The organism is Streptomyces sp. NPDC045846, assembly GCF_056431605.1.
In genome coordinates, this window is record NZ_JBWKKJ010000022.1 from 1 (window position 1) to 24,490 (window position 24,490).

General features: G+C 67.7%; 27 protein-coding genes and 3 pseudogenes. 13 read left to right on the plus strand and 17 right to left on the minus strand.

The annotated features are described in order from the left end of the window. Window positions 1–569 precede the first annotated feature (569 nt). Window positions 570–1,400 (plus strand): hypothetical protein, encoded by an 831-nt coding sequence (locus AC07F3_RS37990; protein ID WP_479119488.1) that lies wholly within the window; start codon window positions 570–572, stop codon window positions 1,398–1,400. Between the two features lie 10 nt (window positions 1,401–1,410). After that, a complete protein-coding gene (locus AC07F3_RS37995) occupies window positions 1,411–2,451 on the plus strand; it encodes an XRE family transcriptional regulator (RefSeq protein ID WP_479119395.1) in 1,041 nt (346 codons plus the stop codon). Window positions 2,452–2,558: 107 nt separating this feature from the next. Here AC07F3_RS37995 and AC07F3_RS38000 read toward each other — a convergent pair whose 3' ends face one another. Both AC07F3_RS38000 and AC07F3_RS38005 read right to left on the minus strand, forming a co-directional pair. Further along, a complete protein-coding gene (locus AC07F3_RS38000; RefSeq protein ID WP_479119396.1) occupies window positions 2,559–3,173 on the minus strand; it encodes a hypothetical protein in 615 nt (204 codons plus the stop codon). 25 nt (window positions 3,174–3,198) lie between these two features. Further along, window positions 3,199–3,669, minus strand: a complete 471-nt coding sequence (locus AC07F3_RS38005) for a hypothetical protein (protein WP_479119397.1) — start codon at window positions 3,667–3,669, stop codon at window positions 3,199–3,201. Window positions 3,670–4,118: 449 nt separating this feature from the next. Here AC07F3_RS38005 and AC07F3_RS38010 point away from each other — a divergent pair, with 449 nt between their 5' ends. Together AC07F3_RS38010 and AC07F3_RS38015 are read left to right on the plus strand one after the other, a co-directional pair. Further along, complete coding sequence (locus AC07F3_RS38010; protein ID WP_479119398.1) at window positions 4,119–4,586, plus strand: hypothetical protein; 468 nt, start codon at window positions 4,119–4,121, stop codon at window positions 4,584–4,586. Then, complete coding sequence (locus AC07F3_RS38015) at window positions 4,583–5,110, plus strand: hypothetical protein (protein WP_479119399.1); 528 nt, start codon at window positions 4,583–4,585, stop codon at window positions 5,108–5,110. Before AC07F3_RS38010 ends, AC07F3_RS38015 begins: the two co-directional genes overlap by 4 nt. Window positions 5,111–5,289: 179 nt before the next feature. Here AC07F3_RS38015 and AC07F3_RS38020 read toward each other — a convergent pair whose 3' ends face one another. After that, window positions 5,290–5,748 carry an acyl-CoA-like ligand-binding transcription factor gene (locus AC07F3_RS38020; RefSeq protein ID WP_479119400.1) on the minus strand — a complete coding sequence of 153 codons (459 nt, stop codon included), beginning with the start codon at window positions 5,746–5,748 and terminating at the stop codon, window positions 5,290–5,292. Window positions 5,749–6,093: 345 nt separating this feature from the next. On the opposite strand from AC07F3_RS38020, the gene AC07F3_RS38025 reads away from it, so the two are divergent. Next, entirely contained in the window at window positions 6,094–6,393 is a 300-nt protein-coding gene (locus AC07F3_RS38025) for a hypothetical protein (RefSeq protein ID WP_479119401.1), read from the plus strand. Between the two features lie 514 nt (window positions 6,394–6,907). On the opposite strand, the gene AC07F3_RS38030 is transcribed toward AC07F3_RS38025, so the two are convergent. The 5 genes from AC07F3_RS38030 to AC07F3_RS38050 form a co-directional block, all read right to left on the minus strand. Continuing rightward, window positions 6,908–7,102 (minus strand): hypothetical protein, encoded by a 195-nt coding sequence (locus AC07F3_RS38030; protein WP_479119402.1) that lies wholly within the window; start codon window positions 7,100–7,102, stop codon window positions 6,908–6,910. Window positions 7,103–7,107: 5 nt separating this feature from the next. Next, window positions 7,108–7,785: an RHS repeat-associated core domain-containing protein gene (locus AC07F3_RS38035; protein ID WP_479119404.1), complete on the minus strand. Its 678-nt coding sequence runs from the start codon at window positions 7,783–7,785 to the stop codon at window positions 7,108–7,110. A 260-nt stretch (window positions 7,786–8,045) separates the two neighbouring features. Next, a complete protein-coding gene (locus tag AC07F3_RS38040) occupies window positions 8,046–8,558 on the minus strand; it encodes a hypothetical protein (protein ID WP_479119406.1) in 513 nt (170 codons plus the stop codon). A gap of 171 nt (window positions 8,559–8,729) precedes the next feature. Beyond that, window positions 8,730–10,016, minus strand: coding sequence for a VanZ family protein (locus AC07F3_RS38045; RefSeq protein WP_479119408.1), 1,287 nt, complete (start codon window positions 10,014–10,016; stop codon window positions 8,730–8,732). Between the two features lie 74 nt (window positions 10,017–10,090). Then, window positions 10,091–10,264, minus strand: a complete 174-nt coding sequence (locus tag AC07F3_RS38050; RefSeq protein WP_479119409.1) for a hypothetical protein — start codon at window positions 10,262–10,264, stop codon at window positions 10,091–10,093. Between the two features lie 696 nt (window positions 10,265–10,960). On the opposite strand from AC07F3_RS38050, the gene AC07F3_RS38055 reads away from it, so the two are divergent. Together AC07F3_RS38055 and AC07F3_RS38060 are read left to right on the plus strand one after the other, a co-directional pair. Then, on the plus strand, window positions 10,961–11,131 hold the full coding sequence (locus tag AC07F3_RS38055) for a hypothetical protein (RefSeq protein ID WP_479119410.1): 171 nt from the start codon (window positions 10,961–10,963) through the stop codon (window positions 11,129–11,131). After that, entirely contained in the window at window positions 11,128–11,337 is a 210-nt protein-coding gene (locus AC07F3_RS38060; RefSeq protein ID WP_479119412.1) for a hypothetical protein, read from the plus strand. Before AC07F3_RS38055 ends, AC07F3_RS38060 begins: the two co-directional genes overlap by 4 nt. Before the next feature lie 398 nt (window positions 11,338–11,735). Here AC07F3_RS38060 and AC07F3_RS38065 read toward each other — a convergent pair whose 3' ends face one another. Together AC07F3_RS38065 and AC07F3_RS38070 are read right to left on the minus strand one after the other, a co-directional pair. Continuing rightward, entirely contained in the window at window positions 11,736–13,313 is a 1,578-nt protein-coding gene (locus AC07F3_RS38065; protein ID WP_479119413.1) for a hypothetical protein, read from the minus strand. A gap of 244 nt (window positions 13,314–13,557) precedes the next feature. Beyond that, window positions 13,558–14,838 (minus strand): MFS transporter, encoded by a 1,281-nt coding sequence (locus AC07F3_RS38070; protein WP_479119415.1) that lies wholly within the window; start codon window positions 14,836–14,838, stop codon window positions 13,558–13,560. Window positions 14,839–14,935: 97 nt separating this feature from the next. Here AC07F3_RS38070 and AC07F3_RS38075 point away from each other — a divergent pair, with 97 nt between their 5' ends. After that, window positions 14,936–15,304, plus strand: coding sequence for an ArsR/SmtB family transcription factor (locus AC07F3_RS38075; protein ID WP_479119416.1), 369 nt, complete (start codon window positions 14,936–14,938; stop codon window positions 15,302–15,304). Window positions 15,305–15,431: 127 nt separating this feature from the next. On the opposite strand, the gene AC07F3_RS38080 is transcribed toward AC07F3_RS38075, so the two are convergent. The 4 genes and pseudogenes from AC07F3_RS38080 to AC07F3_RS38095 all read right to left on the minus strand — a co-directional run bounded on the left by AC07F3_RS38080 (window position 15,432) and on the right by AC07F3_RS38095 (window position 17,200). Then, window positions 15,432–15,761: a hypothetical protein gene (locus AC07F3_RS38080; protein ID WP_479119417.1), complete on the minus strand. Its 330-nt coding sequence runs from the start codon at window positions 15,759–15,761 to the stop codon at window positions 15,432–15,434. After that, complete coding sequence (locus tag AC07F3_RS38085) at window positions 15,752–15,922, minus strand: hypothetical protein (RefSeq protein WP_479119419.1); 171 nt, start codon at window positions 15,920–15,922, stop codon at window positions 15,752–15,754. The genes AC07F3_RS38080 and AC07F3_RS38085 overlap by 10 nt, the downstream gene beginning before the upstream one ends. A gap of 753 nt (window positions 15,923–16,675) precedes the next feature. After that, window positions 16,676–16,944: pseudogene (locus AC07F3_RS38090) on the minus strand (hypothetical protein). Between the two features lie 8 nt (window positions 16,945–16,952). Further along, a pseudogene (locus tag AC07F3_RS38095) lies at window positions 16,953–17,200 on the minus strand (Arc family DNA-binding protein). Between the two features lie 224 nt (window positions 17,201–17,424). Between AC07F3_RS38095 and AC07F3_RS38100 the strand changes: the two are divergent. The 4 genes and pseudogenes from AC07F3_RS38100 to AC07F3_RS38115 all read left to right on the plus strand — a co-directional run bounded on the left by AC07F3_RS38100 (window position 17,425) and on the right by AC07F3_RS38115 (window position 19,885). Further along, window positions 17,425–17,793: a hypothetical protein gene (locus AC07F3_RS38100; protein WP_479119421.1), complete on the plus strand. Its 369-nt coding sequence runs from the start codon at window positions 17,425–17,427 to the stop codon at window positions 17,791–17,793. Continuing rightward, a pseudogene (locus tag AC07F3_RS38105) lies at window positions 17,790–18,466 on the plus strand (nucleotidyl transferase AbiEii/AbiGii toxin family protein). Before AC07F3_RS38100 ends, AC07F3_RS38105 begins: the two are co-directional and overlap by 4 nt. A 329-nt stretch (window positions 18,467–18,795) precedes the next feature. Further along, complete coding sequence (locus AC07F3_RS38110; RefSeq protein ID WP_479119423.1) at window positions 18,796–19,470, plus strand: hypothetical protein; 675 nt, start codon at window positions 18,796–18,798, stop codon at window positions 19,468–19,470. 10 nt (window positions 19,471–19,480) lie between these two features. Beyond that, complete coding sequence (locus tag AC07F3_RS38115; RefSeq protein WP_479119424.1) at window positions 19,481–19,885, plus strand: hypothetical protein; 405 nt, start codon at window positions 19,481–19,483, stop codon at window positions 19,883–19,885. 665 nt (window positions 19,886–20,550) lie between these two features. On the opposite strand, the gene AC07F3_RS38120 is transcribed toward AC07F3_RS38115, so the two are convergent. Then, window positions 20,551–21,483 carry an alpha/beta hydrolase family protein gene (locus AC07F3_RS38120; protein ID WP_479119425.1) on the minus strand — a complete coding sequence of 311 codons (933 nt, stop codon included), beginning with the start codon at window positions 21,481–21,483 and terminating at the stop codon, window positions 20,551–20,553. Window positions 21,484–21,614: 131 nt separating this feature from the next. Here AC07F3_RS38120 and AC07F3_RS38125 point away from each other — a divergent pair, with 131 nt between their 5' ends. Then, on the plus strand, window positions 21,615–22,229 hold the full coding sequence (locus AC07F3_RS38125) for a TetR/AcrR family transcriptional regulator (RefSeq protein ID WP_479119427.1): 615 nt from the start codon (window positions 21,615–21,617) through the stop codon (window positions 22,227–22,229). Between the two features lie 112 nt (window positions 22,230–22,341). Here AC07F3_RS38125 and AC07F3_RS38130 read toward each other — a convergent pair whose 3' ends face one another. Both AC07F3_RS38130 and AC07F3_RS38135 read right to left on the minus strand, forming a co-directional pair. After that, entirely contained in the window at window positions 22,342–23,211 is an 870-nt protein-coding gene (locus tag AC07F3_RS38130; RefSeq protein WP_479119428.1) for an MBL fold metallo-hydrolase, read from the minus strand. Next, the gene (locus AC07F3_RS38135) at window positions 23,208–24,380 is read right to left on the minus strand and encodes a PrnB family protein (protein WP_479119429.1); all 1,173 of its coding nucleotides are present in this window, start codon (window positions 24,378–24,380) and stop codon (window positions 23,208–23,210) included. The genes AC07F3_RS38130 and AC07F3_RS38135 overlap by 4 nt, the downstream gene beginning before the upstream one ends. Window positions 24,381–24,490 lie beyond the last annotated feature (110 nt).

Consider the following 24,490-nt stretch of genomic DNA (forward strand, 5'->3'; position numbering starts at 1 on the left):
ACACCGTCGAGCGTCTGATCAACAAGCTGAAAGCCTGGCGAGGTATCGCCACCCGCTACGACAAAACCCCGGACAGCTACCTCGCCGGCCTCCACCTCCGCGCCGCCATGATCTGGATCGACGACCTCGTGAAAACCGCCGACTGATCACGACATCACACACGCCCTAGAGCCGTGCAAGCCGCCACCGGCAGGTCACGGCACAACGCGCCACAACTGGCCTGCGACGGTTGCCGGTTAGGAGGATCGGATGTCGAGTACTCAGTGTCGCGGCCAAGAACAAGAGGTCCGATGGCGGTGCGGATCACGGCAAACCACGGCGGAGAGACCGCCCAGTGCGCATTGCTGTGAGCCGGGTGTCGCGCTGTCCCGCGCGCCCCGCTGGGACCCGCACAGTATGCCGGGCCAGAACCACCAGGCGAGAGAACCCGGGACGGGACGACGCGAGGCGGCAGCCCCGGTCCGCGGCCGCCGGTGACCAGGGGCGCGCCGGGTGCGGACACTGCAGCCGTCCCGCTCAGGACGCGGGTGAGGCGCCCCGTTGACGGCGTCCCGTACGGTCGGCCCGTGATGATCAAAACGGGCGACCCCCGCAGTCTCGGTGTCCCTGCCTCCGAGGCACGGTTGAACTTCGATACGGAACTGCAGGAGCTCGGGGGCGGACCACGGCGCCGCTTGCTCATGGTCGACGACGAGCCTGCCTTCGAGCTCAGCTTCTACTGCGGCACGTGCCCGCTCCTGTTCCGCCGGCTGGAGACCGCGCGGGAGAAGCTGTCCCTGGAGAGCATGCAGGAACGCCTCACCGGAACGCTGGACGACCCGGACGATAGCGGCGTGATCGATGCGTTCGGCACGTTGTTGCCGGAGGGCGAGTACCTTCCGATGCTCCTGGAGGTGGAACCCCGGCTGGTCATCCCCGGCAGAGAGGGGGACTACTTCAGCGGCGAACAGGTCACGACCTGGGGGATCGATCAGTTCTGGGGCCTTCCGGAGTACCCACATACCCCGTACTACCGGACCTTCGAGACCGCGGTCGACGCGGACGCCCACCTCTTCGAGTTCGTCGTGCCCATGGTTCCCCCTACGTGGAACGAGCGGGAGCGTGTCGAGGAATACGTCGCACTCATGGAGCAGGGAACGGTCCCCACGGCGGTGGCGATCTCCACCCTGGACGTGTGCCAGCCCGCCATCGACCAGGGAGAGGACTACTTCGTGCACTGGGGCCTGACCCACTTCCTCCTCGACGGACACCACAAACTGGAGGCCGCCGCCACCGCCGGTCGGCCGGTGCGTCTCCTCTCGCTGCTGACCTTGGGCGAAAGCCTGGCCGGAGCGGAAGAGACCGCCCGGCTGACTGCCTTGCGCACGCAATCCCGCACGGCCCGCCGGATGGGGCGGTAGACGTCGGTAGGTGACTCCGGCCAAGGCACTCGGCGTGTCGATGGCCGAGGTCCTCGGCCGCGCGCCCGTCACGCTGGACGACGAACAACGGCTGTCCGCGCTGCGGTCCGCGATCCGGGACTACGACCTGCCGACCGCCCAGACCGTAGCCGCAGAACGCATCAGCGCCGGCGTGAAGGCGGCCGGACAGTACCGCGACACGGCGAACGTGACCCGGCTGATCGCGCTGCTTCCAGGACTCTTGCGGGAGGCGACCGCGTACGCGTACGCGGCGAACACCGTGAGCGGCTGGATGATGCTCGCCGACGTCTACTCCACCGTCTACTGGCTGGCGGCCCGGCACCGCTGGATGGACATGGCCGAACTCGCCGTCACCCGGCAACGGTGGGCCGTCGAGCAACAGCCCAACCCCCTCGGAGAGGCCTTCGCCGCACGGGATCGCGCCGGTACCTACCTCAACTTCGGCGACGTCGAGACCGGTCTGACCCTGGTCGACCGCGCCATCGCAGCCGTCCAGGACGCGACCGAGCGGGCAGCCCTGTCCGGCAGCGAGCGGGGTCTCGCGGTCGGCATCCTCAACCTGCGGGGCATGACCCTGGCCGGAAGGCTCCCCGACAAGCGCGAAGCCTCACGCGAGGCCGAGCGGCACATCCGCTCCGCACGCCAGGCCGCCGCGGGCTTCCCCGAAGACATCGACGCGCACGGGCTGACCTTCGGACCCCGCAACACCTTCACCCACGAACTCGCCACCCGCGTGGACCTCGGCAAAGCCCGGGACGCCCTCGCCCTCACCGACAACCTCCCGGCCGCCCTCACCGGCCTGCCAGCCACCCGCGTCGCCCCCACCCACATCAACTACGCCCGCGCCCAGCTCGACCTCGGCGACCGCGACGGCGCACTCGAAAACCTGACCACCGCATGGAACGCCGCACCTCAGATGGCCCGCATCCACCCCATGGCCCGCAAAGTGTTCCGGGTCCTGTCCTCACTCCACAAACGCAGCAACCCCCAACTGCTACGCCTGTCGAAACTCTCCGGCATCCCCCTCTGAAGGTGCCCATCACGTCGCGGGTCCGGACTGCCGTAGGTGGCCTCGTGGAGGCCTACGATGCTCGACCGTGCGCGTGCTGAGCCCGGCGGGCCGCCTGGCCTACATCCCTATATTTCCCAGTCCTTCGTGTAGAACGTGGCCTCGCTGACGGCGGTGTCCCCGGCCCTGGTGGTGTCCAGGGTCAGCTGGAGCCCGTACCAGGCGACCGCCGAGCTGGGGCAGCAGAGCAAGTTCAGGCCGTGGTCCTCGGCGTGCTGGATGATGGCCGCGTTGAGGACGGACGGGGGTCTCCCGACGAGGGGGATGCCGGCGTGCAGGATCTGAGGTCCGGTGCGGCCGTAGGAGGTCACGGCGCCCAGGCGCGGAACGCCGTCCGGATGCGTCCAGTAGTGCGCGCTCACCCCGGCCTTCTCGAACCTGTCCTCGTGGAGATTCCACTGGCCGTCCCTTCGGAAGGCCCAGTGGGGGAAGTCGCCGAGCCGCCCTGTCGGCGTCTCGCCGTCCAGGGCAGCCACCACCTCGGACGGGCTCATCCCGAACCGGAGCGGCCCCACCCGCTCCAGCGGCACCCACTCCCACAGCGGGCGTTCCTGATCGGGTATCACCGGCCAGGTGCCCGGGTTCCTTCCCCTCTCGCGGACGTCACACCCGTGCATGACAGGAGCCGTCGCGTAGGGATCGTGGGCCAGGTCGGGCCCGACGAACAGGGCAGAAGTGGCCATCGTGCCCTTCTGCTCCAGCCAGCCCTCAGCGGACAGACCCAGTTCCCGACTGGCCCCCCAGGGACACTCCCCATGCCGCGATCTCCGGGTCACCGCTCCAATTCACCCGAACCTCGACCTCCTCAGAACGAGCGAGGTCGAGGATCACAGCACGGAGCCGGGAGGGAACCCGGCCGATCAGCTCGACCTCCCCGCGCCTGACCAGCGGGCCCTCCAGGGCAGAGACCGCCACGGCGACAAGAATCATGCCCCGGTCGTAGACGCAGGTCAGTCCCGTCGCCTGGTAGTCCTGCCAGAACCTTCCGTCAGGTGCGACCTGCCCATTGCCCTCGATCGGTCCGCCCAAGGCCGCCTTGACCTCGTCGCAGTCCATCCCGAACCGCAGCGGGCCCGCCCCCACCGACGGATTCAGCACCCACTGCGGACGGCCCTCCGACTTCCTGCGCAACCAGCTCACTTCAGCCCGTCCCACGCGAGCACACCGCCCGCCGATCATGAACCGAGACTACGAGACCCCTCTGACAGGCCCGGAAACCCCCCTCTGGCCTCGATCTCAATACTTCGGTGGTGGCAGTTGTGACTGAGCGCGGTATCGGTCCTCCACCGCTTCCGCTTCCCAGTGGAGAGGTCACGCCGTAGGGACCGTGCTGACGACCGGTAACGTGTCCGCCTGACGGCCCCACACCTTCCTTGGGAAAAGAAGTTCAGGATGCACATCCTGGAGGATCCATCCGAGCTCTCGGCACGCGCACAGGATCTTCTGCGTCGCACAGACCGGCGTGAACGCCCCGCTCGGTTCGGGCTGCCGATAGAGCTCTGGCGCGTGCGCAACCGCACGGGGAAACCCGTCCCCGCCCCATGGAACTCATCAGATCGAGTGGCCTGACCCCGGTCGCTGGTAACTTGTCGCCGTTCCGGAGGACGATCACAGGGGGAAGACAAGCCGTGCACAGGCGCATACGTACCGTCGGCTTCACCGCGGTAGGGATCTCGGCCGCCCTGATCCTGACCGGCTGCGGCAGCAGCGACAAGAAGTCCGACCCGCCGCCCGCCCGCAACATTCCGGCGGGCGCGCCCAGCGCCGGCGAGAGCACGACGGTACAGAGCAGCGATCTTCTCGGCGTGTGGTCGTCCCAGGGCGACAAGGACGTCACGCTGCTCTTCACCAGCCAAAAGACCGTCACTCTGACGGGGAGCCACTTCTGCGTGGGCAAGTTCGCCGACACGGCAGGCACGACAAAGGTCACGATGAGCGATTGCAACGGCAACTACAAGGAACGCAGCCAAGGCACGCTCAAGCTCACATCCAACGCCCTTGAGATCGACTGGAAAGGGTTCAAAAAGGAAACCTTCACCCACACCGCCGGGCCCAACCTCCCGAGCAGCCCGCCGACAGGACTGCCTCGCTCATGACTGCGCTCCTCCCGATCTCGAAGTGTGCGGATGAAAATCCCCTCTCAGGCGACCGTGGAAGGTCTGCTGTGGACCTGAGGCCGGAATTGTTGCCCCCGCCCGTGAGTCGGCAGCGGCTGAACGAGCTGCGCGCCGAGGTCGAGCGGATCGCTGACCTGCTGGAAACCCGCCGGGAGTCAGCGGATGAGGCCATCACGGCCTTCAACGCGATGACCGGTCATGACTACGAGGTCCTCGACTTCGCTGAGTACTACGGAAGCAGGAGCCTGGAGGAGTTCGCACGGGAGGCGGCCCGGCCGGCCGGCCCCGTGGTCGCGGACATCACCCGGGACGAGCTCGTTGAGATCGTTCGCAGACTCCTGCTGGCCGACACGGAAAGCGACTACTACCTGCGGCTCCTGGAGGCGAACGTGTCGCACCCCCGAGTGAGCGACCTGGTCTTCCACCCCTCGGACGACCTGCGGGACGCGTCTGCGGAGCAGATAGTCGACGAGGCTCTGAAGTACCGACCGATCGCGCTCTGAGCCTCACGGGAAGTCAGTGGCCGTGGCTTGTTGTTCGGCGCGGTCGCGGGTAGTGGCGAGTGGGGCACCTACCTCCCGCCTAGGTGTTCTACCCACGGAGAGTGGTGACGGGTACCGGTCGACAGGCGGGCCGGAGGAACGGTGGTGCCCTCGCCGCTGCCCCGGTCCGGTTGGCTGTTTCACTTACTACGCCCGGCGGGGGCGAGTGAGCTGAGGCCGGCGTCGATGAGTCGGGCTGCGCGCTGGACGTCGGCGCTGACCTCATCGTGCAGTTGCTCGGGGGTCTGGGCACGATGCAGGTGCTTGCGCAGCGCCTGGAACTGGACCGGCCACAGTGCGAGCAGGGTGGCCGCGGCGATCTGAGGTTCGGAGTCGTCCGGGCTCATCTCGGCGCGTCGGGCCAGGACTTCGGCGGCTACGGCGACCTGCTGGTCGGCCATGTCCCGCTGATATGCCCGCAGCGACGGGGTGGATCCGATCAGCAGCCCGAAGCGAAGGAGAACCGCTTTGGCTTGGGTCCAGTCGGCCTGCGCCGCCAGCCAGGACGTGAGGCTCGCCAGTTGGCCGGACAAGATCTCCAGCACCGCTTCGACCGGTGACACGTCCGGATCGGCCAATGTGGTCCGCAGGGAGTTCAACGTGGTTTCACCCAGGTCCAGGACGAGGGATTCCTTGGTCGGGAAGAAGCGCGGTGCGCGACCTCATCGACGTCCACGCCGCCTCCCGCCACCACACCACCGCCGACCTCGAAACCCGCCTGCACACCGAAAACGACCCCGACGACTTCGGGGAATAGGCCCCCGGCCGACTGTCCAGGAAACCCCCGCGCCACGGCGCCGTGCCAGGCTGCCCGGATGATCGAGATAGAGACTCCCGTCTGGTCTTGCGCCGCTTCCCCCTCCCCGGCGCGGCTCCGATGGCCGAGTATCGCAACAACCCCGACATCGCCCGGTGTACCAGGCCTGGCACTCCCGAAGCCGCGCTTGAACAAGTACGCCGCTACACGGCACAAGACCCCGAACGGCCGGGCGCTCTATGCCCCAAGCCGCAATGGAGCCACCGATTTTGCTGGCGCTGCTCGCAGTAGAGCTCGACTCGATGGCTCGACGGCTGTGGTTGACGATCGAGGAGTCGTGGGACGGATGCGGCGCCATTCTGCTGCGTTCTTCGTCGACGATGGAACAGACTTCGCTGTCACCCATCACGAGCGTGTCAAGGAACCGGCCGTCGAGTCGGCTGCGGAGGCAGTACCGGACGAGCAGTTGATGGGAATGGGCGGCTGATGAACGCTGACGGAGGCAGAGTTTTCCTGCCTCCGTCAGCTGGCAAGCTCCCCTATACGCGCTCCTCCAGGCGAGGTTGGCAGACATCCCCAAGGGCCGCCAACCATAGCGAAATGTTCGCAGCGGTTCGCATCTGGAACTTCCTCAGTATATCGATCAGCGTAAAACTACTACGTCGAGGAGAAAGAGAATAATTCCGAGACACCCTTAACCAATCCCGATCCACACTAACCGCTCGATCATCTTCTTCTACCAGGCTGGGCCGCAGGGCTACTTGGTCTGCGATGCGAATCCCTCCAGATACCGACACCCCTCCGAAACACGTTCACGTCCATTTGTGCGGCAGCCGTAGGCCTGGCCTTCGCCTGCCGGTCAAATGCTCAAACTGGCGACGGTACCGGCTGCTTCGCAGTCAGGCCCAACCCTCCGCACCTGCAACCTCATGGGCGCAAAGAGCCCGTCCATCGATCCGATCCCACCGTCAGCGAGGATTCCGCGACTCGCTGGATGGGGCTTATTTGCGCGTGGCCGAGGAGTAGGCCCAAAATGCAACGAAGGCGAGAAAGCTACAACCTGCGGCCCAGAGAATGATCAACCCGACGGCTTTGGCGCTCAGGCCCGAGAGGTCCGGGCCCAGAGTGAAAAATGTCAGCACGAATAGGCCGAGGCCGGTGGCAAGCACGGCACTACCGCTGACGCGATCACGCATACCGTTCACTGTCCTTGATACTCGAGGTAGCCCTTGATGGCGGCTCCCGCAGCACCACCGCCAAATGCCCCTACCAGCGCCGAGGGCAGGCAGCCGATTTCAGCTCCGACGACGCACCCGGCGATTGCCCCGGTGACGGCCCCGCCTATCGCGCCGCCCATCGACGCGAAGCCAATTTTCCGTACGCTGCTCCGGAAGCTAAGCCCGGTCGGGTCAGTCTGGTTGATGGGGTCGCCGCCTGCGTAGAGGTAGACGTTGTCTTCCTGGCCGCTGGGGTCGGTGGTGGTGAAGCGGCCGAGGTTGGGGTCGTAGGAGCGGGCGCCCATTTTGTAGAGGCCGGTGGGGTCGAGGTAGGTGCCGACGTAGCGGTAGGGCTGGGGGACTGTTTCGGCGGGGGTGGTGCGGGGTTGGCCGGTGGGGGTGTAGCTGTGGGTGCGGGTGCCGGTGGGGTCGACGAGGGCGAGGACGTTGCCGGTAGCGTCGGTGAGGTAGTAGTAGCTCTTGCCGTCCCTCGTCATGGAGTTGAGGGTTCCCGCCGGTTCGCGGACGAATCCGGTGTCCTGGTTGCCGGTTGTGGAGGCGGCGAGTCCGGTCTGGGTGTGGTGGAACCACGTGTCGCCGATGCGGATGCGTTCGGTGTTGGTGGTGTCGGCGTTCTCCACCGGATACGTGGCCGACCCCACGGTGATGGAGGTCTGCTAACCGAAGTGGTTCCACCCTTCGTCGGTGCGGCCCGTCCCGCCAGGGGGGTTGGCGGAGGTTTCGTTGCCGTTGGCGTCGTAGGACCAGCCTGCCGGGGATCCGCTCTTCGTGGTGAGCTGGCCGGGGTCGTTGTAGCCGTAGGCGGTTCCGCCGGGGCAGGTGGTTCCTGTGCCGGTGCTGATCAGGGGGCTTGCGCTGCGAGGCCGTCGGCGGTCTCCCTGACCTCAGCCCGACACGGGTGTCACGCCGGCCTCGTCTGGTCCACCCACGTACTGAAATCAGCACAAGTCGGGGCGGCCAGGCGAAAACGTCCCGTGAGGGTGACCAAGGAGTGGTGCAGCTCCGCTCTGAGCCTGGGCACCCACAGGCCGGTGCGGCCGCTTTGGTAGGTGAGCAGCCGGACGTAGTTAAGGGCCGCCTGTTCGGCCGGGTTCGTGTGCTCGGTCGGCATGGCGGCGAGGATTTCGAAGTCCGGCTTGGCGGTGGCCGCAGCCGCCACCGCGGTCAGGGAAATGCCGTGCAGCATTCCGACGGTTCGGGGGCTGCCGGCGGCGACGGCATCGGACACAAGCGAGTGGAGGACCAGAGTTCCGAGCGTGGCGATGAGGCGTTCGCCCGCGTCCCGCTCGATGTCCCAGGCCCGCAGCCGCTCGTGGCGTTTGATCACCTGCCACGGCTCCTGATCAAGGAGAGGCAGCACGTGACGGCCGAGCCGGACGCACTGGCGCCACACGGTGTCGCGGTCTGAAGCCACAAGAACGCCTCCTCGAAAGTGCTTCGGCTGCGCGGCTCGGCGGGGCAATGTCGGCCTCTTTTGGGCAGCCGACTTTTCTTCGGAGACACCGTTGTCTGTGCTTGCTGCCCAATCTGCCAGGGCCCGGGGCGGGCCGCGCTGGGCAGGGGTGTTGCGCTGCTGTGCGGGGTCCTATTGGGGATCGGGGGTTGTCTGTTTGCCGGTGGCGGCGTCGAAGTAGATGTCGAGCTGTCGTGCTTTTTGGGTGCCGAGCATCCAGACGGGCCGCCACTGGCCGCCAACTTTCTGCGCCAGAAGGACAGCGTTCTTGGGCTGGTTCCCGGTCACGCCCTTGGCGAGCTGCTTGGCCTGGTCTTCCTGGATGGTGACGGCGGGAAGGTCTGGGTCAGGCGTGGCGTGTGAGGTGAAGCCCATGATGCGGCCGGTGGTGGTGACGGTGACGTCGAGGCGCATCGGCATCATGACGTCGTGTGTGTAGCGGCGGTAGGTCAGCTGGTATACCTGTCCGCTGCCTTCGCCGATGTTCCGCACCGTCTCTTTGCTTCCCGCGACGCTGCTGGGGAACCACTTCGCAGCGAAGCGGGCGCCGATGTCGCGTGCTGCGCGTTGTGTGAGGGGACCGTCGTCGCCGCGGTTCTGTTTGGCCCATGCTTTTTCCAGGGCTTTGTCCGGCCACCATCCGCTGATGTCGCCCCGGTCGGTGGAGGAGGTGATGTGGAGGCGACCGTCCTGCGGCTGAATCTCCGTCTGCAAGACGTGGGTGTCTTTGCCGAAGACGTCGGTGGCGGCCGAGCTGAGCCATTCCTGGGCGCCGGCGGACTGGTCTGCCATCTCGGTGCGCCGGTCGTCCGCGGCCACCACGTTCGTCGGGGTGACGCAGACGTAGAAGAGGCCGGCCAGGAGCAGCGAGCCGCCGACGGCGCAGGTGGTTCCCCAGGCGAGGTCCTTGCCCTGACGCATGCGCTGACCGTGCAGCCGGAGCAGGACGGCACCGCAGATGCTGCCGATCAGGGCGCCTGTCGCGTTGGCGGTGACGTCGGTGACGCTGCAGGCCCGGCCCAACGAGACGACCGCCTGGATCAGTTCGACGAGCCCGCTGCACAGGACGGAGATGGCTGTCACGGTCAGCGGCCGGCGGAAGACCCACACCGCGAGGAGGGGCGCGGGGATGAACAGGGCGATGTTGAGGAGGGAGCTGGAGGAGGTGAACAGGTGGGTCGGTGCTCCGGTGTCGCACAGGCCGTCCATGGCGGTGCCGGCGTTGCCGGGCAGGAGGGTGACCGCGAAGACTCCCGTCACGCTGATCGCGAGGAGGGTGGGGGCGAGGACGGGCCGGCCGCGTGCCCGAGCTATGAGCGCCGTCGGCACGGCGGCCAGGACGGCGAGGACGGCGAGGACGGCGAGGACGGCGAATATCAGCAGCAGTCCTGAGACGGCACCGACGGATGCTCTGATCAACGTGTGTCTCTTTCGTTCCCGGCGGGCCTGGGCGCGGTGACCCGCGCCCAGGCTGACAGACAACTACAGGTGGGTCAGCAGAAGCTGACGCTCGGCGTGAAGTACTGGCCGGTGGTCGAGTTCATGTATCCGGTGGCCGAGCACGTGCTGTCGGACGGCAGGGCGATCACCCAGGTCCTGCCCTTGGTCTGGCCGGACGAGATCGACTGGTAGCTGTCCACGTACAGGCGGCCACTGCCCGTGGACATGCCGAGCTGGATGTGGCCAGGTGGTCCAGTTCCTCGCCCGTTTCATCTACGAGCACACCTTCATCATCCGTGGCATCGCAGCGGCCTGGGCGCAGTTGGGTCTGCGTGTCCTCCTCATGCGCGAGCGGGAATACGAGATGCGCATGCCGACGAGCAGGAGGGTCAAGGGGGCGATGGAGCACCGAGGAACCGCCCGAATCCCCCGGGCCGTACTCCATCCCTCGTTGGAACGCTGCTCCTGTTCAGGGGCAGGGACGCCTGGCCGAACTGAACATGGACTGGTACACCCACGGCATCGGGAACAGGCCGCCCCAGGAAACGCTTCTGCAAGTCGCCGAACGCCATGCCCGAGACACCTTCGACCTCACCGTTCTTCTCCCCGACACCCACGGTGATCTCTGGCATCCCTACGAGCTCGCGGACCACTTCGTGGCCTTGGCCGACGCGAGAGATCTCCCCCGACACGGGCGGCACCTCCGCATGGACGGCAACCCGGAAGGTCACCCACCGGCGGCAGCTCACCCTGCAGCAGAGCGCCGCCGTCCTACGCGAGCGCCATCTGCAGTTCCTGCAACGGCACCAGGTCGCCGTCCACGGCCTCGTCTGCCACGGCACGGCACAGGTGCGTGCCACCGACCCGGTCTTCTACGATGCCGTCGCCGACGACATGCGCACCAGCGGAGTCCCACTCCTTGGATGGATCATGTGGCCGGGCCGGCCGCACCCGTTCGGAAGCGCGCCATCGCAGCAGGAGACCGCTGGGACGGTATGGCCAAGGAGTTCGAGAAACGCGAGAAGGCCTACAGGCAGGATGTACATGGCATTTCCATGGGCACCTCGTGGCAAGGACAGAAGAAGGAGAAATGATGTACTGCGCCGTGGTCGGTTCCATCTTCATCGTCGCCGGCGTGCTCTTCGTGACCAACATCGCGAGCGCCGCCGAACGCGCCTTCCACCTGTTCGCACAGTTCAGTCCCCGCGTCGGAACCGCAACCCCCAAAACTCTCCGGGTCGTTGGCGCCTTCTGGGTCCCGCTCGGCGCCTTCTTCCTCCTCGTCGGCCTCCTCCGGTAAGCACGATCGCCTGTCGCGCCTGGGTTGTTGAGAGATGCCGAGGCTCAACTCTCCAACCTCGTCGGATCGAAGCACCCTCGCAAAGCAGCCAGCCACGCACCCTGCAGGGCGCCCTCGGACAAAGGGGCATCGAGCAGCAAACCGAACGTCGGGGGCCAGCTGATAGTCCTCCTCGATCACCATCTGCCCCGCAACCGAGAGGACGACGACTTGGGCATCGATCCGCGGGCCTACACGTGAACAGTCCCTTCCAGTCAGTCCGCTGAGGCCGAAGCCCTCCCAGTAGTCCATGTAGCAGACCGGACGTGGGTCTGGTCATCGCAGATCTTTCTGTTGGGTGCAGGTGCCCCTCAAGCAGAAGGGGCACCCGCGGTCTTCCATGCCTATGCCAGGACCTCTTACTGCGGGCCGACGTTCAGCCACACTGAAACGATCTGCTCGGCATGCATGCCGACTGCGACGCCATCGGCAATCACGGTGAGAGCACCTTTGTCCTCTTCATCGGTCGTGGAGACGCGAAGCCAGCCCGAGCGGCCGTCGTAGTGCGCGCGCCAGTTCTCCGCGCGATCCAGCGCCACCGGCTCGCCTGGGACGAACGGCTGGTCAGGCTCGGTGAACACCACGCCGGGGGCCATGTCCGGGACGCCGAACCGTGAGGCACGCCATGAGTCACGTGGGCTGTATCCACGGGCGTAGAGCACTTGGTGGGTGGTGATGCCTACTTCGAGTTGTAGCGTGCCGATGCTCAGGCTTACGGACCCGTCGCTTCCGGCCCGCGCCAGTTTGTCTGCCCTGTCCTCTGGAGCAGACAGGAAGTTGAGGCCTCCGGCGCGCTGGTACACAAGCCGGCCCCTGAGCGGCGCACCCCGCTCGGCACGGGCGGTCACGGTGGAAGCCTGCACTGCGACAGGGGCACCCGAGGCCCCGGACTTGCGCATGGAGATGCTGCGGCCGGCCATGTGCGCGAGGAATTTGGCGCGTGCGATGAAGATCTCCGGGTAGTCCATCGCAGCTGCCGCATCCGGGGGGAAATCACCGCATCCATAGGCGGGCAGCTCATCACGCAATGCGGTGAGGACTTCCGTCAAGATTGGTCCCGGCAGTTCTGCCAGGAACAGGTAGCCGGATGCCGCCTGCGCGGTCACTGCCTCTCCCGCATGCTCATCCCGAACATGCTCTTGAATAAAGGTGACGACGTCGTCGAACAGGCTGGCAGTCGCAAACCAGTTGAGTTCGTGGTCCGCGCCTTCACCCGGCAGGCACACGAGCTTGGACATCAGACTCCTTACGCAAGGCCGGAAGGGGTGCGGCGGGCAGCCGACGCCGCCCGCGGCACCCTGGTCGGTGACAAAGGTCGCGACATCGCGGGCCGGTGTGCGGGCAACCAGGGTCTCGCACAGGGCGCGCAGGTCTTCGGCGGCGTCGGAGTCGTCGACCTGCCGTCCAGGTGCGGGGTTTTGGACAGAACGGTTGCCCGCAGCACGTCCCAAGCGAAGTGGCGCACGTCGTGGCTGGTCAGTCAGGGCCTCGTTCCAGCACAGCCACAGGATGTCGAAGGTGTCGGAGACCGCGCAGTCGCGCTGGTCGTCGCCGAGGAAGACCTGCGCGTATCCGGTGTAGTCGTCCCCGACGAGTTCCCGGTAGGCGAGGTGCTCCAGGGGCGGCGGGGTGGGCGCGGTGGGCAGCGCGCTGTTCTCGGTGCACCGCTCCACCCAGGCGCTGCTCTTGTGGGCTTCGAACGCGGCCTGGCGCCACAGCCGGTAGAGCGGCCAGCTCGGCAGGTCCAGCTCCCGGGACAGGTTGTGGGCGGCTTCCCATCGCGGGTACAGGCCGACCCCGCGCAGGAGCTCGGACAGTTTCGACTTCGCGAACATGATCCTGACACTGAGCTCGCTCAGCGTCAGCCCGCTGCCCAGATAACTCTGGCGCACCGGCTCCAGCCAGGCTCGGTGAGCGCTGCCCACGCTCGCCGTCATCGGGCCGAGCTTGCGGCCGGGGCGTACCGGTGGCGTGTCCGGGGGCACTCGATCCTCGCAAACGATCGAGTCTGAACCCGGAACGGTTCATATCGAGGTGAGGGCCCCTCCGCGGGGGATGTCGGAGGGGCCCTCAGTCTGGGTGGCTTCGAGGAGGCTCTTCATGGGGTTGGTACTGGGAACCCATCGCTGCGGAGGCTTGAGCTGGACGTCTGGGCGCTCTCCGCTCGCGCCGGTGGGGGCCTCAGGAAGGCGGGGTGGCGTGGCGGCGGTTGGCGGTCACGATGAGGGCTCCGATGGCGGCCAGGGCCATCAGGACAGTAGCGAAGATAGTGGCGCCACTGGTCAGGCCGACCGCGTCACTGAGGTAGCCGGCGGACACCGGCAGGACTCCGGCCAGTACGTACCCGCCGACGTTGAGGGCGGCGTTGGCTTCGGCGAGGCGCTGTGGCGGGACGGTGGCGTTGAGCAGGGACAGGCCGCCCAGTTGGCCCATGCCCTGGCCTGCGCCGGCCAGTAGGGCGGAGGCGATGAGGGCGGGTACGGAGGAGGTGTGTACGGCCAGGATGAGGATGGCCATGCTGAAGATGATGCTCGCGGCACCGGCGGTCAGGATGGTGAGCCGGGACAGTTTCTGGACGGCGAACTGTACGCCCGTGGCGGTGAGGAACATGACGAAGGCCATTGCTCCGGCGACTACGCGGCTGGTGGTTCCCAGCAGTCCGGAGAGCAGGGACGGGCCAAGTGAAAGGACGAAGGAGGTGGCCGTGATTCCGGGTGCGAACACCGCGATGCCCAGGGCGAGTTGGGTGCCGTTGCCCCGGGGCACGCCGGGGACTCGTACCCAGCCGCCTCGGGCGGGCGCTGCGGCGCGGCGTGCGGGGATGGGCATGCGCAGGACGGTCACTACGGCGGTGAGCAGGAGTGCGGCTTCGACGATGAAGACTGTCGTGGTGGGAGCGGGCAGAGTCTCGGAGAGGAGGCCGGACAGGAATGGGCCGAGGCCCGCGCCGAAGACCATGGCGCAGGAGGCCAGGAGGGCGGCGCGGCGCTTGCGTTCCTGGCCTGCGACGTCGGTGACGGCTGCCATGCCGGCCGACACGAGTGCTCCGACGGCGATGCCTGTGAAGAGGCGGGCGACCACCAGGGCGGTGACGGATGAGGCGGTGGCGAAGATGCCGCATGCGGCCAGTGCGAGGGCGAGGGCGGGGAGCAGGACGGGCTTGCGGCCGAGCCGGTCGGACACCACGCCCGAGACCAGCAGGGAGCCGAGCAGGCCGACGATGTAGAACGCGAAGATCACGGTCAGGGTGCCTTTGGAGAAGCCGATGTCGCGCTGCCACAGGACGTACAGAGGCGTCGCCGCGTTGGACAGGACGAAGACGGCGGTGACGGGCCAGGCGGCCAGCCAGATCCACCATGCGGGGGCGAGCGGGGCCGCCGGGGTCTGCTTCCGGAGTGCCTCGTCCTGGCGCTCCCGGACCGCGGTGTCCGTTCCTGGGGGTGTGGTTCGGCTCTTCGACATGGGTGTTCCCTCCGAGGCATCCTGTACGAGTTATGTCGAACTTAGCATGCAGTACGATGAAACTCGTACATAGGATTCGGATTATGAGGAGGGACCTATGCCAACGACGAAGCGTCCGGCCGCCACCACGGACCCCGAGAAGCTCCCCCAGCCACTGCCCGAGCCCGGCATCGACGAACTGCGCCTGGACGTCGTCCTCGGAGCACTCAGCGATCCACTGCGCCTGGCCATCGTCCGCAAGCTGCTCCTGGAGTCGGACGCCTTCGACCATCCCTGCGGCTGGTTCGGCATCGACCGCCCCAAGTCCTCGCTCACCCATCACTTCAAGGCGCTGCGCGAGGCGGGCATCACCCGCCAACGGCAGTACGGCCTCGAGCGCCGCAGCCACGTACGCATCGACGACCTCAACCACCGCTACCCCGGACTGCTGGACCTTGTCGCAGCCTGGACTCCGGACCCCCAATAGCCTTTCCTGACAAAGGAGTTGAACTCCGTGGAAGCCGACGCAACGGCTACCGCAAATTGGGGCGGCCGGCCCTCTGATCCCGCTCTGGTTGCACAGCGTGCACGCTGTGCAACCAGAGCCCGCTCCGTCAGGCCCTGAACCAGCAGATCTCGATGAGATCCATGGGGTCGTCGTAGCGTTTCATTTCGGCAGCCACACGGCTCAGAGTTTCCGACTTGGAGGATTCCCAGCGAGTAAAATCCCCGCCTGGGCCCCCTAGGTCCCCAACTCTCACTCCGCGGTCGATCATGTCTGAGATGAGTTGCAATATGACGTACTCGATCTCTTCTCTGGAAGGGCTCCCATCCAGAATCCCTTCCGCAGCATCGTAGAGCAGCGAAAGGTAAACGGTAGTTTGCTCGGCGTAGTCGACGAAGTAGTCCAGTTCTTCGCGATATTGCCTGGAATCTATCGCCACTGATGAGCCTTTCCGTGGTAGCGCTTCAGCCCAAGTTCCGCCTGCAGGTCCTTCCCGGTGAAGTCAATGGGCGGACCATCCGCACCTTTGCTTGACCTGAAGTCACGATAGTTGATCTTGCCGCCCTCGACTTCCCACATATCGACCGTCCCTTCGGCCACCCCGTCCGCACTCTCCTTTCGAACGGGTATGGTGCGGGTCGGCTTCCCGAGCGGCTCTCAGTTCCGCTTCGGGCTCTGCCAGTTGGTGCCCCATCAGTGTGGCTTGTCTCTCGATGGCGGGTCGCGGCGAGCGCTTTGAGCACGGCCTCTCTAGCGGGGCCCGGCGGCCGTTTCCAGCCCCGGCCTCGCGCGGTCGCCCCGGGGGCTGCGGCCCTCGGACGCGCAGACGGACACGAGCATGACCATCCGCCGGCTCCCGCTCGCCGTCGAAGAGCAGGCAACTGAGACAGCCGCGGCGGGCTCGGCACGGGCCTGACTTCGCCAAGGACACCCCGTATGGGAAGTAGTCGCCGCGCGACAAGCAGAAAAAACCGGGCTCTGACCCGCGATTGACCAGGTTTCAGCTGCGTCGCCCGACGCGACCAGGACCGCGACGAGAGGCGCGACCAGGAGTGCAACCGGAAGCGCGACCAGAGGTGCGACCACCGCCTGCCCGCCGACCACGAGCAGCTCCTACAACTTCCTGGTTACCGGGGCGCTGGTGACGGAGGCCAGACGAGGCGTCCGAGCAGGCCGCCTCTTGTCCGCTTCACCCATCGGTCGCTGTGCGGGCATGAAGAAGATGATCATTCTGGCTCTCACGGCCGCTTCCGTCGCAGCCGTAACCATCCCCTCCGCCAATGCCGCGACCCTCCGCCCACCGCACCCCGGCCCAAGCACGGCGGTGCGGATCCCTCAGCTGTGTCCGGAGAGTCAGGCGAGGTCCAAAACACGGACCGGCTGCCCCTCCCACCGCTTCGCGTCGGCGGTGGCCACAACGGCACCGTCCGGCCGGTCCAGGCTCAGGACCGTGATACCCGGGCATCGCCGCGAGATGCTCGGCCGGGCCGGGCCCGGTCGGCCTCGACCAGCGCGTACAGGAACCAGTCCGGCTCGGCGTGCGCCCGGTGGATCAGCCGTGAGGCCAGGACGTTGCCCTGACCGGCGGCCGCCATCGCCGTCTCGTCCAGGACGATGCGCATCGCCTCGCTCACCGCCCGGTCACCTGCGCAAGCCGCCGGTCCAGCTCACTGTCGAGGTCCGCTTGCTCGGCGCATACCCGTTCCACGCCTGCAGCGCAGCACGAGCCTGCTCCGCCCGCTCGGCCCGCTCGGCAGGGGTCAGCAGGCTCTCGGCCAGGCGCGCCAAATAGGCCCGCAGCGACAGTCCCTTGGCGTCCGCCACCTCCGTGAGCCGCTCCTTGGCCTCCTCGGGCAGACGGATGTTGGCGTCCGGCATCGTCGCACTCCTTCCCACTTCACCGGCGTACGGGTACATACCTGTCCCCATGCAGCCCTGGGATCCCCGCCCCAGAGCAAGGATCTTGCGCCCCGCGCACGCCGGCACCGGGGTTGTTCAGCGTCCGGCCTTCGCCATGGCGGTCGCCGAGCTCGCGGTAGACGGCCCGTAGCAGTTGAGGCGCCCGCATGCCGGCACGGGACCGGGCAGGCCATAATCGGGGCATGGCTCAGGCATCCTCTCCCGCTTCCATGCCGCCCGCGCTCGAGGTTCTGCGCAGCCGGTACGCCAGCGAGCTGCCCGCCCGTCTGGACGACCTGGCCGGGCCCGTGCACGGCACGGTCGACCTCCCGCTGCACATCGTGTGGTCGGGGCTGCGCTCCTTCGACGTGGACCATCCCAAGCTGCGGATGAGCCTGTACCGCACGGTCCTGGCCGAAGGCCTGCGCCAGGACCTGGAGACCTTCCTCCACCGCGACCTGCTCATCAACCAGTGGCCCGTGCTGCGCACCCTGATCAGCCGACCGATCCGCGAGGTATGGGAAGGCGCCTTCCCCGAGCTCACCGCCACCCGGGCCGCGACCGCCGCGTGAACCTGACCGACCTGCACCGCCGACTGCTGGCCGACGTCCTCACCATCAGCACCCCCTACCCCTGGTGATCACCGGCGGCTACGCCGTCCAGGCCCACGGCCTGGTTGACCGCCTGAGCCAGGACCTCGACGTCGCCACCGAGAACCCCGCCTCGATGGAGGAGATCGTCCACGCGGTCGGTGAAGGCCTTGCGGCGCGCGGCTGGGGCGTGCAGCAGGTAAAGGCCGACCCCCTCTCCGGGCGTCTCATCGCTACCGACCCGGGCACCGGGGAGCGGTGCGAGGTGGACATCCTCAAGGAGGCGTTCTGGGGTCCGCCCGTCACCACCGAGTACGGCCCGGTCCTTGCTCTGGACGACGTGATCGGTACCAAGGTCCGAGCCCTGGCCGACCGCGGCGCCGTCCGCGACCTCATCGACGTCCACGCCGCAGCCGAGCACCGCAGCACTGCCGACCTGGAATCACTCGGCCGCCGCCACGCCCCCTTCGAGTTCAGCCTCCCCGACCTCCGCGACCGGCTCGCCAGCGCGGACTGGCTGGCGGACGAGGAATTCGCCGCCTACGGACTATCCCCCGACCAGATCCAAGAACTGCGCAACTGGGCCGTCGCGTGGGTGACCGACCTCAACGCCCGCCTGCACGCCGAGGAAGTCATCGGCTTCGACGACGAGTAAGCGCCAAGCCCACAGACCGAGCAACCCACTCGACTCCCGTACCCGCCCCTGCTGGCCGACGCAAGACGCAGCAGCACGGCGTCAGAGCTGCCACCGTCCCCGGCCGACTGACGCCCCCAACTGCCGCGGGCGCACCAGTCTCCAGGCAGACCCGCATTCCTCCACCGGTGCCTACCCCAGATGACCAGTGCGGACCGGGCTGCGATGGTCAGCACCGACGGTATCTGCGGCTGCGCCAGGCCCGTTCGCGCTTCTTCGCATCGACGACCGCGACTGGCCAGGGCATCAGTACGCTATGGCTTCCGCAGCAGTGCGAGAGAGCAGGTGCCATGCCGTATAGCGGATGCCTCACTGTCACCATCGGCGATCACCGATGGGAAGACGTCGAGTACGTGTGGCAGGACATGCACAGCCCCAAAAGGCGCGGCCAGGCCGGCTGGGGGGTGGGGATCGAGCTTCCTGCAGTCATCGACATGGTCCGTTTGGCGGCGGCTGGCGGGGTCTCGGCCAGCGATCTTGTGAGGCACATGGAATACCTCGCCGAGGCGATTCGAGCGGAGAACGAGCCGTTGTCGCCGGAAATAGAAGACGACGTCTGGGGAACTGCCTGTCCGGCGTCAGGCTGCGAAGTCTGCGACGCGGCGAGGGAGGAATTCGACGCAATCTCGGCGAAAACGCTCGTTCAGAGAAAGCGGCTTCAGGTACCAGACGCCTACCCCTATGCCGCCGGCAAGCGCACCCTTCACGGCAGCGTCTGCCGTCAAGTGCAGGAGTGGATCGGCGAGATCCCCGGCCCGGACGACTGGTGGAACGGCCCGGAAACCATGGCGCACAACCTGCGCCAGTTCGCGCACAAGGGCGAGCTGAACTCGGGCTGGGCCACCCGCATGACGATGATGACCGCAGACGAAGCAGTGCAATGGATCGACAACCACACGGGCCCTCGTGGCGGCGTCCAGTACAAGCTCTGCAAGATCTGCCGGCCCCGGGCCCCTCGGCGCTAGCTGACTGGCGTTGGCCACACAACCGTTCCTCTTTCCGGGCCGCGAGCAGAGCCTGGCCCGCAAGGTCGACGCCACTCAGCTCCAGCTCGGTAGTCATGCCTGCCCCCCAGGTGGAGAAGCCGAGGTTCAGGTGGCCGAGCCGGGAGTGGTGCTGCGCCTGGTCGGCCAGCTGATTGCTGAACAGGCGCCGGGCCGACGGCTGGCTCGTCATAGCGGTCGATGCGGTCGAACACCACCTGGTGGTCCTTCCACCGCGTCGCTCAGCGGACCACTGCTGCTGGGCGGCGGGGCCTGCCACATCGCGAAATCCGTTGCCACCCGGCGGGCCGACGAAGCGACCCGTGTGATGCGTACCGGGCTCGGCCTGCCCGTGGCCCGCCGCCTTCTGCGCACCACCACGGTGGCCGCCTGGTGATTCGCCGCGGCCGCCCCGACCTTGCTGATGTGGATGGCCGCCGCGGTGGTGCGAGACCTGGGACACCGCGAGCTGATGACGGACGCCGAACGATAGGCAACCAGGGCGGCATGTCCGGATTGCGGCCGCTCCTCGAAGGATCATCGCCGCCTCGGTACTCGATACAGCGGTTGGCGCTGAGAACGATCATGGACCCGGTGTGAGCGCGCTGACCCGGTTCTCGTACTCCGGCCTCGGGGATCAATCGGGTCAGTCTGCAGCCGGAGGGCGACCCGGCTCCCCGGGCCGACGACCTCGATGGCGTCGCGGCAGGTCGCCAGCAGCGAACGACGGCCAGGGCCCCAAGATGCGCCCGTGTTCACGGGGCGGCGCCCCTGCGCGGGTCGTCGGCCGTGACTCCACGACTGCGCCGTCGGAGCGGCGTTGTGCTGGTGACCGCCCCGACGTGTCGTGGGAAGGCCCTTGTTATTCCGCGCGTTAACGGGGTCTCGCGCCCGGGTCCGTGGGTTGCCGCCGAGGGGCATGAGGTGGCCGAACAGCCAGGCGTGCTCGATGTGTTCTGTGCCGTCCGCTTCACTCCAGGCCCGCAGGATGTCGTCGTGGGCGACCTGTGCAGGGCGGTCCTGATCCAGAACTGGGCTTGTCGGTCGGCGCGATGAGGCTGGTCACTTCGAGTCGATGCTTCCCAGCGGGGCATCGGCCGCGGCCAGCGACCGACGGGCGGTGGGCCATGCGCTCTGGTCGAGGCCCAGCGCGGTACGCAGGTACGCCAGAGTGGCCTGCTGCACGAGCGCGACACGCTCGGGGCTTTCGTCGGTGGTGCGCGTGTCGTTGGCTCCCTGGATGCCGCCGAGTCCGTGTTCCGCCCCGAACAGGGTCAGCAGATCGGTGGCGCCCGGGCTGAGCCGGTAGCCGTCGGTGAACCAGTCCGGACCGCGTACCGTCAGCGGGGACTGGTCGTGGTCGCCGGCGACCACAAGGCTGGGCGTCTTCAGCTCGGCGAAATCAGGGTTCATGAACGGGAAGTACTGGGTGGCGAGCGGGCTCAGGTCGGCGCCGCCGGTGCCGGGCAGGCACAGCAGCACGGCGGCCCTGACACGCGGGTCGGCCATGCTCTCACCGGGAAGCGAGTCGGCGCCTACGACCCGTGCGCCCGCGAGGGTGCTGGCGGTCTGTGCGCCCCAGGAGTGTCCGGCGACCGCGATGCGGTCGTGGTTGAGGCGGCCGGCCAACCCGGGCACAGCGGCTTCGATCGTGTCGAGCTGGTCGAGGACGGCAGTGAGGTCTGCGGTGCGGATGCGCCAGATGAGCGGCGAGCGCGGGTCGTCGGGGGCCAGGCCGAGGGAGTCGAGATGGGTGGGCTGGACCACCACGAACCCGCGGGCGGCCCAGTAGCCGACCAGCGGTACGTAGTCGTCCATGGTCAGGGTCATGCCATGGGAGAAGACGACGACGGGCAGGTTGCCGCCGGTGATCGGCGCCGTGATCCGCACCTCCAGATCCTGACCGCGGTCCGGAGCGGCCAGCGAGATCGGGTGGACGGAGATGACCGGGGTGGTGAAGTCGTTGCCGCCGTCGGCGGGCGTGTTGTCGCTCACGAAACGAATGCCTTTCTCGACGAGCCCAGTGGGCGCCTGCTGCGCGGTGTCTGGCAAGATGGGAATCCGGAGCGCCGCTCCGAATCACGATACGGAGCGGTGCTCCGCTTTGCAAGCAGGAGGAGTGCACGATGTCCACGGCCGACACGTCAGCATCTGCAGGACGTAGACGAGCCGACGTCCGCCGCAACGAGCAGAAGCTCCTGGACGCGGCAGCTGCCGTTTTCGTCCGCAGGGGGATCGACGCCCCCGTGCGGGAGATCGCCGCGGAGTCGGGCCTCGGCATGGGCACGATCTACCGCCACTTCCCCACCCGGGCGGACCTGGTGGTGGCTGTCTTCCGGCATCAAGTCGACGCACTCGCCGCCGCCGTCGCCGCGGCGCCGACCGCCGACACGCCGTACGAGGTCCTGCGGCAGTGGGTCCACCAATTCGCCGACTTCCTGGTCACCAAGCACGGCCTCGCCGAAGCGCTGCACTCGGACCAAGCGGGATTCGAGAGCCTGCACAACGAGTTCGTCGAGCGCCTGATGCCCGTGCTCGACCAGCTGTTGAAGGCGTCCGCTGCCGCTGGATACACGCGCTCCGACGTACGGGCCTACGACTTCATGCTCGCCATCGGCAACCTGTGCATCGGAGTGGAGAACTTCCCCGACTACCAGGCCCGCCGCATGATCGACCTGCTGCTCGCCGGCCTTGCCCAGACCAACCCGGCATCGATCGGCGAGGAGCCGGAACAGCGCTGACGCTGACCGCCGGCGGCCGGTGGAGCCTGCTGGTCGTTCCGGCATGCGCGGCAGGGGCAGCGGCGGGAGCTGGGGCCGTGGCTGGGGAACAGCCCGTGCCGACGGAGGTTCGTCACCCTGCCGGGCCGGAGGCCGGGCCGTCGCCGGCACAGGACGCGGCGGCCCGTACCGCCTTGCGGTGGCACTCCCGGTAGAACGCCCGCGCTTCGGCGCTCGCCCCGGCGCTGTCGCGGAGGACCGCCTCGTACTCCGGGCCGCCGGAGCGCACCGCCTCGGCGTGCCGGCCCGAGAGGTCGGCGAAGTAGCGGAGATTGCGGTCAAGCAGCGCCGGGTCCGTGGTGCCACCGTGGCTGGGCAGCACGAATTCTGGTCGCAGCGAACGCAGGAGGCGCAACGAGGCGGTGAGCTCCGTCAGGCAGGACGCGGTGCCCTCCCAGAGTTCGGGAAGGGGGTCCTCCGCGCAGTCCCCGGCCAGGCACACGCGGAGTGCGGGGATCCAGACGGCGATGTGGTCCGGGGTGTGACCGGGGGTGTGCAGCAGTTCCAGGGTCAGGTCGCCCCCGTCCAGGGAGAGCGAGCCGTCGAAGGTCACGGTGGGCGGAACGAGACGCACCTGGGCGAACCGGGTGTCCCCCGCGCGCTTGGTGCGCCAGGTGTCCTGTGCCTCGGCCGAGCGGACCCGGGCCGCGGCCGACCGGTGGCCGATGATCTGAGCACGCCCCTCGACAGCGGCGTTGCCCCACACGTGGTCCCAGTCCGCGTGCGTGTTGATCACGACGAGCGGGCGTCCACCGGCCTCGTCGGCCACCCACTCCAGCGCCTGCTCGCACAGCTCCGGCGTGCTGAGCGTGTCGACCAGGGCGACGAACCGTTCGGTGCGTACGACGAAGGCATCGACCTCGTCGGGTACCCGCAGCGCGAAGATCCGGGGATCGAGGCCGGGCAGGTGGTGCCGGTGGACGTGGCGGCTCGGCGGCGTCATCCGGCCGCGCTGATGCTGTGGGCGCGCACCGTGTCCAGATGGCCCTTGAGGTACCGCATGAACGGCGTGCCTCCGGTGCCCACCGCGGTGGAATTGGCGGCCGACCGCTGTGCCTGCTGCTGTACGTACGTCGCCGCGTACCGCAGATGCAGCTCGCGGAAGTCCGCCATGGCCGAGATGGCCGCGTCGTAGGCGGCGGACGCCTCGGCCGGACGGTGGCGCAGCAGGAAGCCACGCAGGTCGACCCGGGGGCCCACCTTTTCGATGAACTCCCGGTGGCCCGGCGGGATGTAGGCCCGAAGCGAAAGCATGTAGGCGGCGAGTGGATCGTCCTCGTTGTGGATGCCGAGGACCGCGTCCAGGAAGGGGACGATGGCGCTCTGGGCGCCGGTCTCGCCGCCGAACTCCTGGGGGCGGCCGCCGTATGCGGCCACTCCTTCGTAGACGACGCCCTCCGGCAGCGCCGCGTTGTTCTTCCAGCCGAACAGAAAACTCCGTACGCGGTGGTAGTAGATGTGCGGGTCGCAGCGTTCCGGCATCCGGGCGAGCGTGGCACTCATCGCGGAGACCCCGGTGGCCATCTCGCGCAGCCAGTGGGCGAGTTCGTCGGCCGACTCGTCGAGTACGGCGTCCTGGGCGGCGATCGAGGCGCGCAGCACCGGTGCTGCCGCTGCCTCGATCGCCACGTGGACGAGGACGAACCAGTCGTCGTCCATCCCCCCGAGGAAGTCCTGGAGACGGTGGATGTTGCCGAGTTCGATCCGCGGATCGTCGGAGAGGCGCCCCCAGTTGTGCAACTGCTGGGTGGCGTACGACAGAACGGGCGGCCGGCCGAGCAGGCCTGCCACCTTGTGCCAGGGCACGGCGATGTTCTCCGGACAGACATTGGCCGGTTCGTCATCGCCGAAGATGTATGCGTGTCCGAAATAGGACAGCAGGAGCATCGCCCTTTCGCGCTCTGCCGGATCGGTCAGTGCGCCGGGATCGAGCGGAGCGACATTGCTCAGCAGGTTCCGGGCACGGCCCGCGGCCAGGTGCTTGGGCAGCACCGCGCCGATCTCGTCCCACTCGGCGAAGCGACCGGGCAGCCGTGTCAACGGTGCGGCGTCGGGCAGGAAGCCGTTGCTCTCACTGACCCCGTACTCCGCCAGCGACACGCTGCTGTTCATCCCGTGACTCCACCTTCCAGACCGGCGCCTCCGCGGCTCCGAACGCCGTCGCTTCGAAGCGCCAAGCGGTGAAGTTACCCTCGGCACTGACCTGATCCAATGGCCAATAG

Excerpts from the sequence above, each read along its gene's own strand:
- AC07F3_RS38065 (WP_479119413.1), bottom strand. The coding sequence starts at position 13,313 with ATGACGGCGAGCGTGGGCAGCGCTCACCGAGCCTGGCTGGAGCCGGTG.
- AC07F3_RS38075 (WP_479119416.1), top strand. The coding sequence starts at position 14,936 with ATGCCAACGACGAAGCGTCCGGCCGCCACCACGGACCCCGAGAAGCTC.
- AC07F3_RS38100 (WP_479119421.1), top strand. The coding sequence starts at position 17,425 with ATGGCTCAGGCATCCTCTCCCGCTTCCATGCCGCCCGCGCTCGAGGTT.
- AC07F3_RS38055 (WP_479119410.1), top strand. The coding sequence starts at position 10,961 with ATGGATCATGTGGCCGGGCCGGCCGCACCCGTTCGGAAGCGCGCCATC.
- AC07F3_RS38030 (WP_479119402.1), bottom strand. The coding sequence starts at position 7,102 with ATGCGTGATCGCGTCAGCGGTAGTGCCGTGCTTGCCACCGGCCTCGGC.
- AC07F3_RS38050 (WP_479119409.1), bottom strand. The coding sequence starts at position 10,264 with ATGTCCACGGGCAGTGGCCGCCTGTACGTGGACAGCTACCAGTCGATC.
- AC07F3_RS38005 (WP_479119397.1), bottom strand. The coding sequence starts at position 3,669 with ATGATCGGCGGGCGGTGTGCTCGCGTGGGACGGGCTGAAGTGAGCTGG.
- AC07F3_RS37990 (WP_479119488.1), top strand. The coding sequence starts at position 570 with ATGATCAAAACGGGCGACCCCCGCAGTCTCGGTGTCCCTGCCTCCGAG.
- AC07F3_RS38070 (WP_479119415.1), bottom strand. The coding sequence starts at position 14,838 with ATGTCGAAGAGCCGAACCACACCCCCAGGAACGGACACCGCGGTCCGG.
- AC07F3_RS38125 (WP_479119427.1), top strand. The coding sequence starts at position 21,615 with ATGTCCACGGCCGACACGTCAGCATCTGCAGGACGTAGACGAGCCGAC.
- AC07F3_RS38060 (WP_479119412.1), top strand. The coding sequence starts at position 11,128 with ATGATGTACTGCGCCGTGGTCGGTTCCATCTTCATCGTCGCCGGCGTG.
- AC07F3_RS38110 (WP_479119423.1), top strand. The coding sequence starts at position 18,796 with ATGCCGTATAGCGGATGCCTCACTGTCACCATCGGCGATCACCGATGG.
- AC07F3_RS38015 (WP_479119399.1), top strand. The coding sequence starts at position 4,583 with ATGACTGCGCTCCTCCCGATCTCGAAGTGTGCGGATGAAAATCCCCTC.
- AC07F3_RS38000 (WP_479119396.1), bottom strand. The coding sequence starts at position 3,173 with ATGGCCACTTCTGCCCTGTTCGTCGGGCCCGACCTGGCCCACGATCCC.
- AC07F3_RS38130 (WP_479119428.1), bottom strand. The coding sequence starts at position 23,211 with ATGACGCCGCCGAGCCGCCACGTCCACCGGCACCACCTGCCCGGCCTC.
- AC07F3_RS38135 (WP_479119429.1), bottom strand. The coding sequence starts at position 24,380 with ATGAACAGCAGCGTGTCGCTGGCGGAGTACGGGGTCAGTGAGAGCAAC.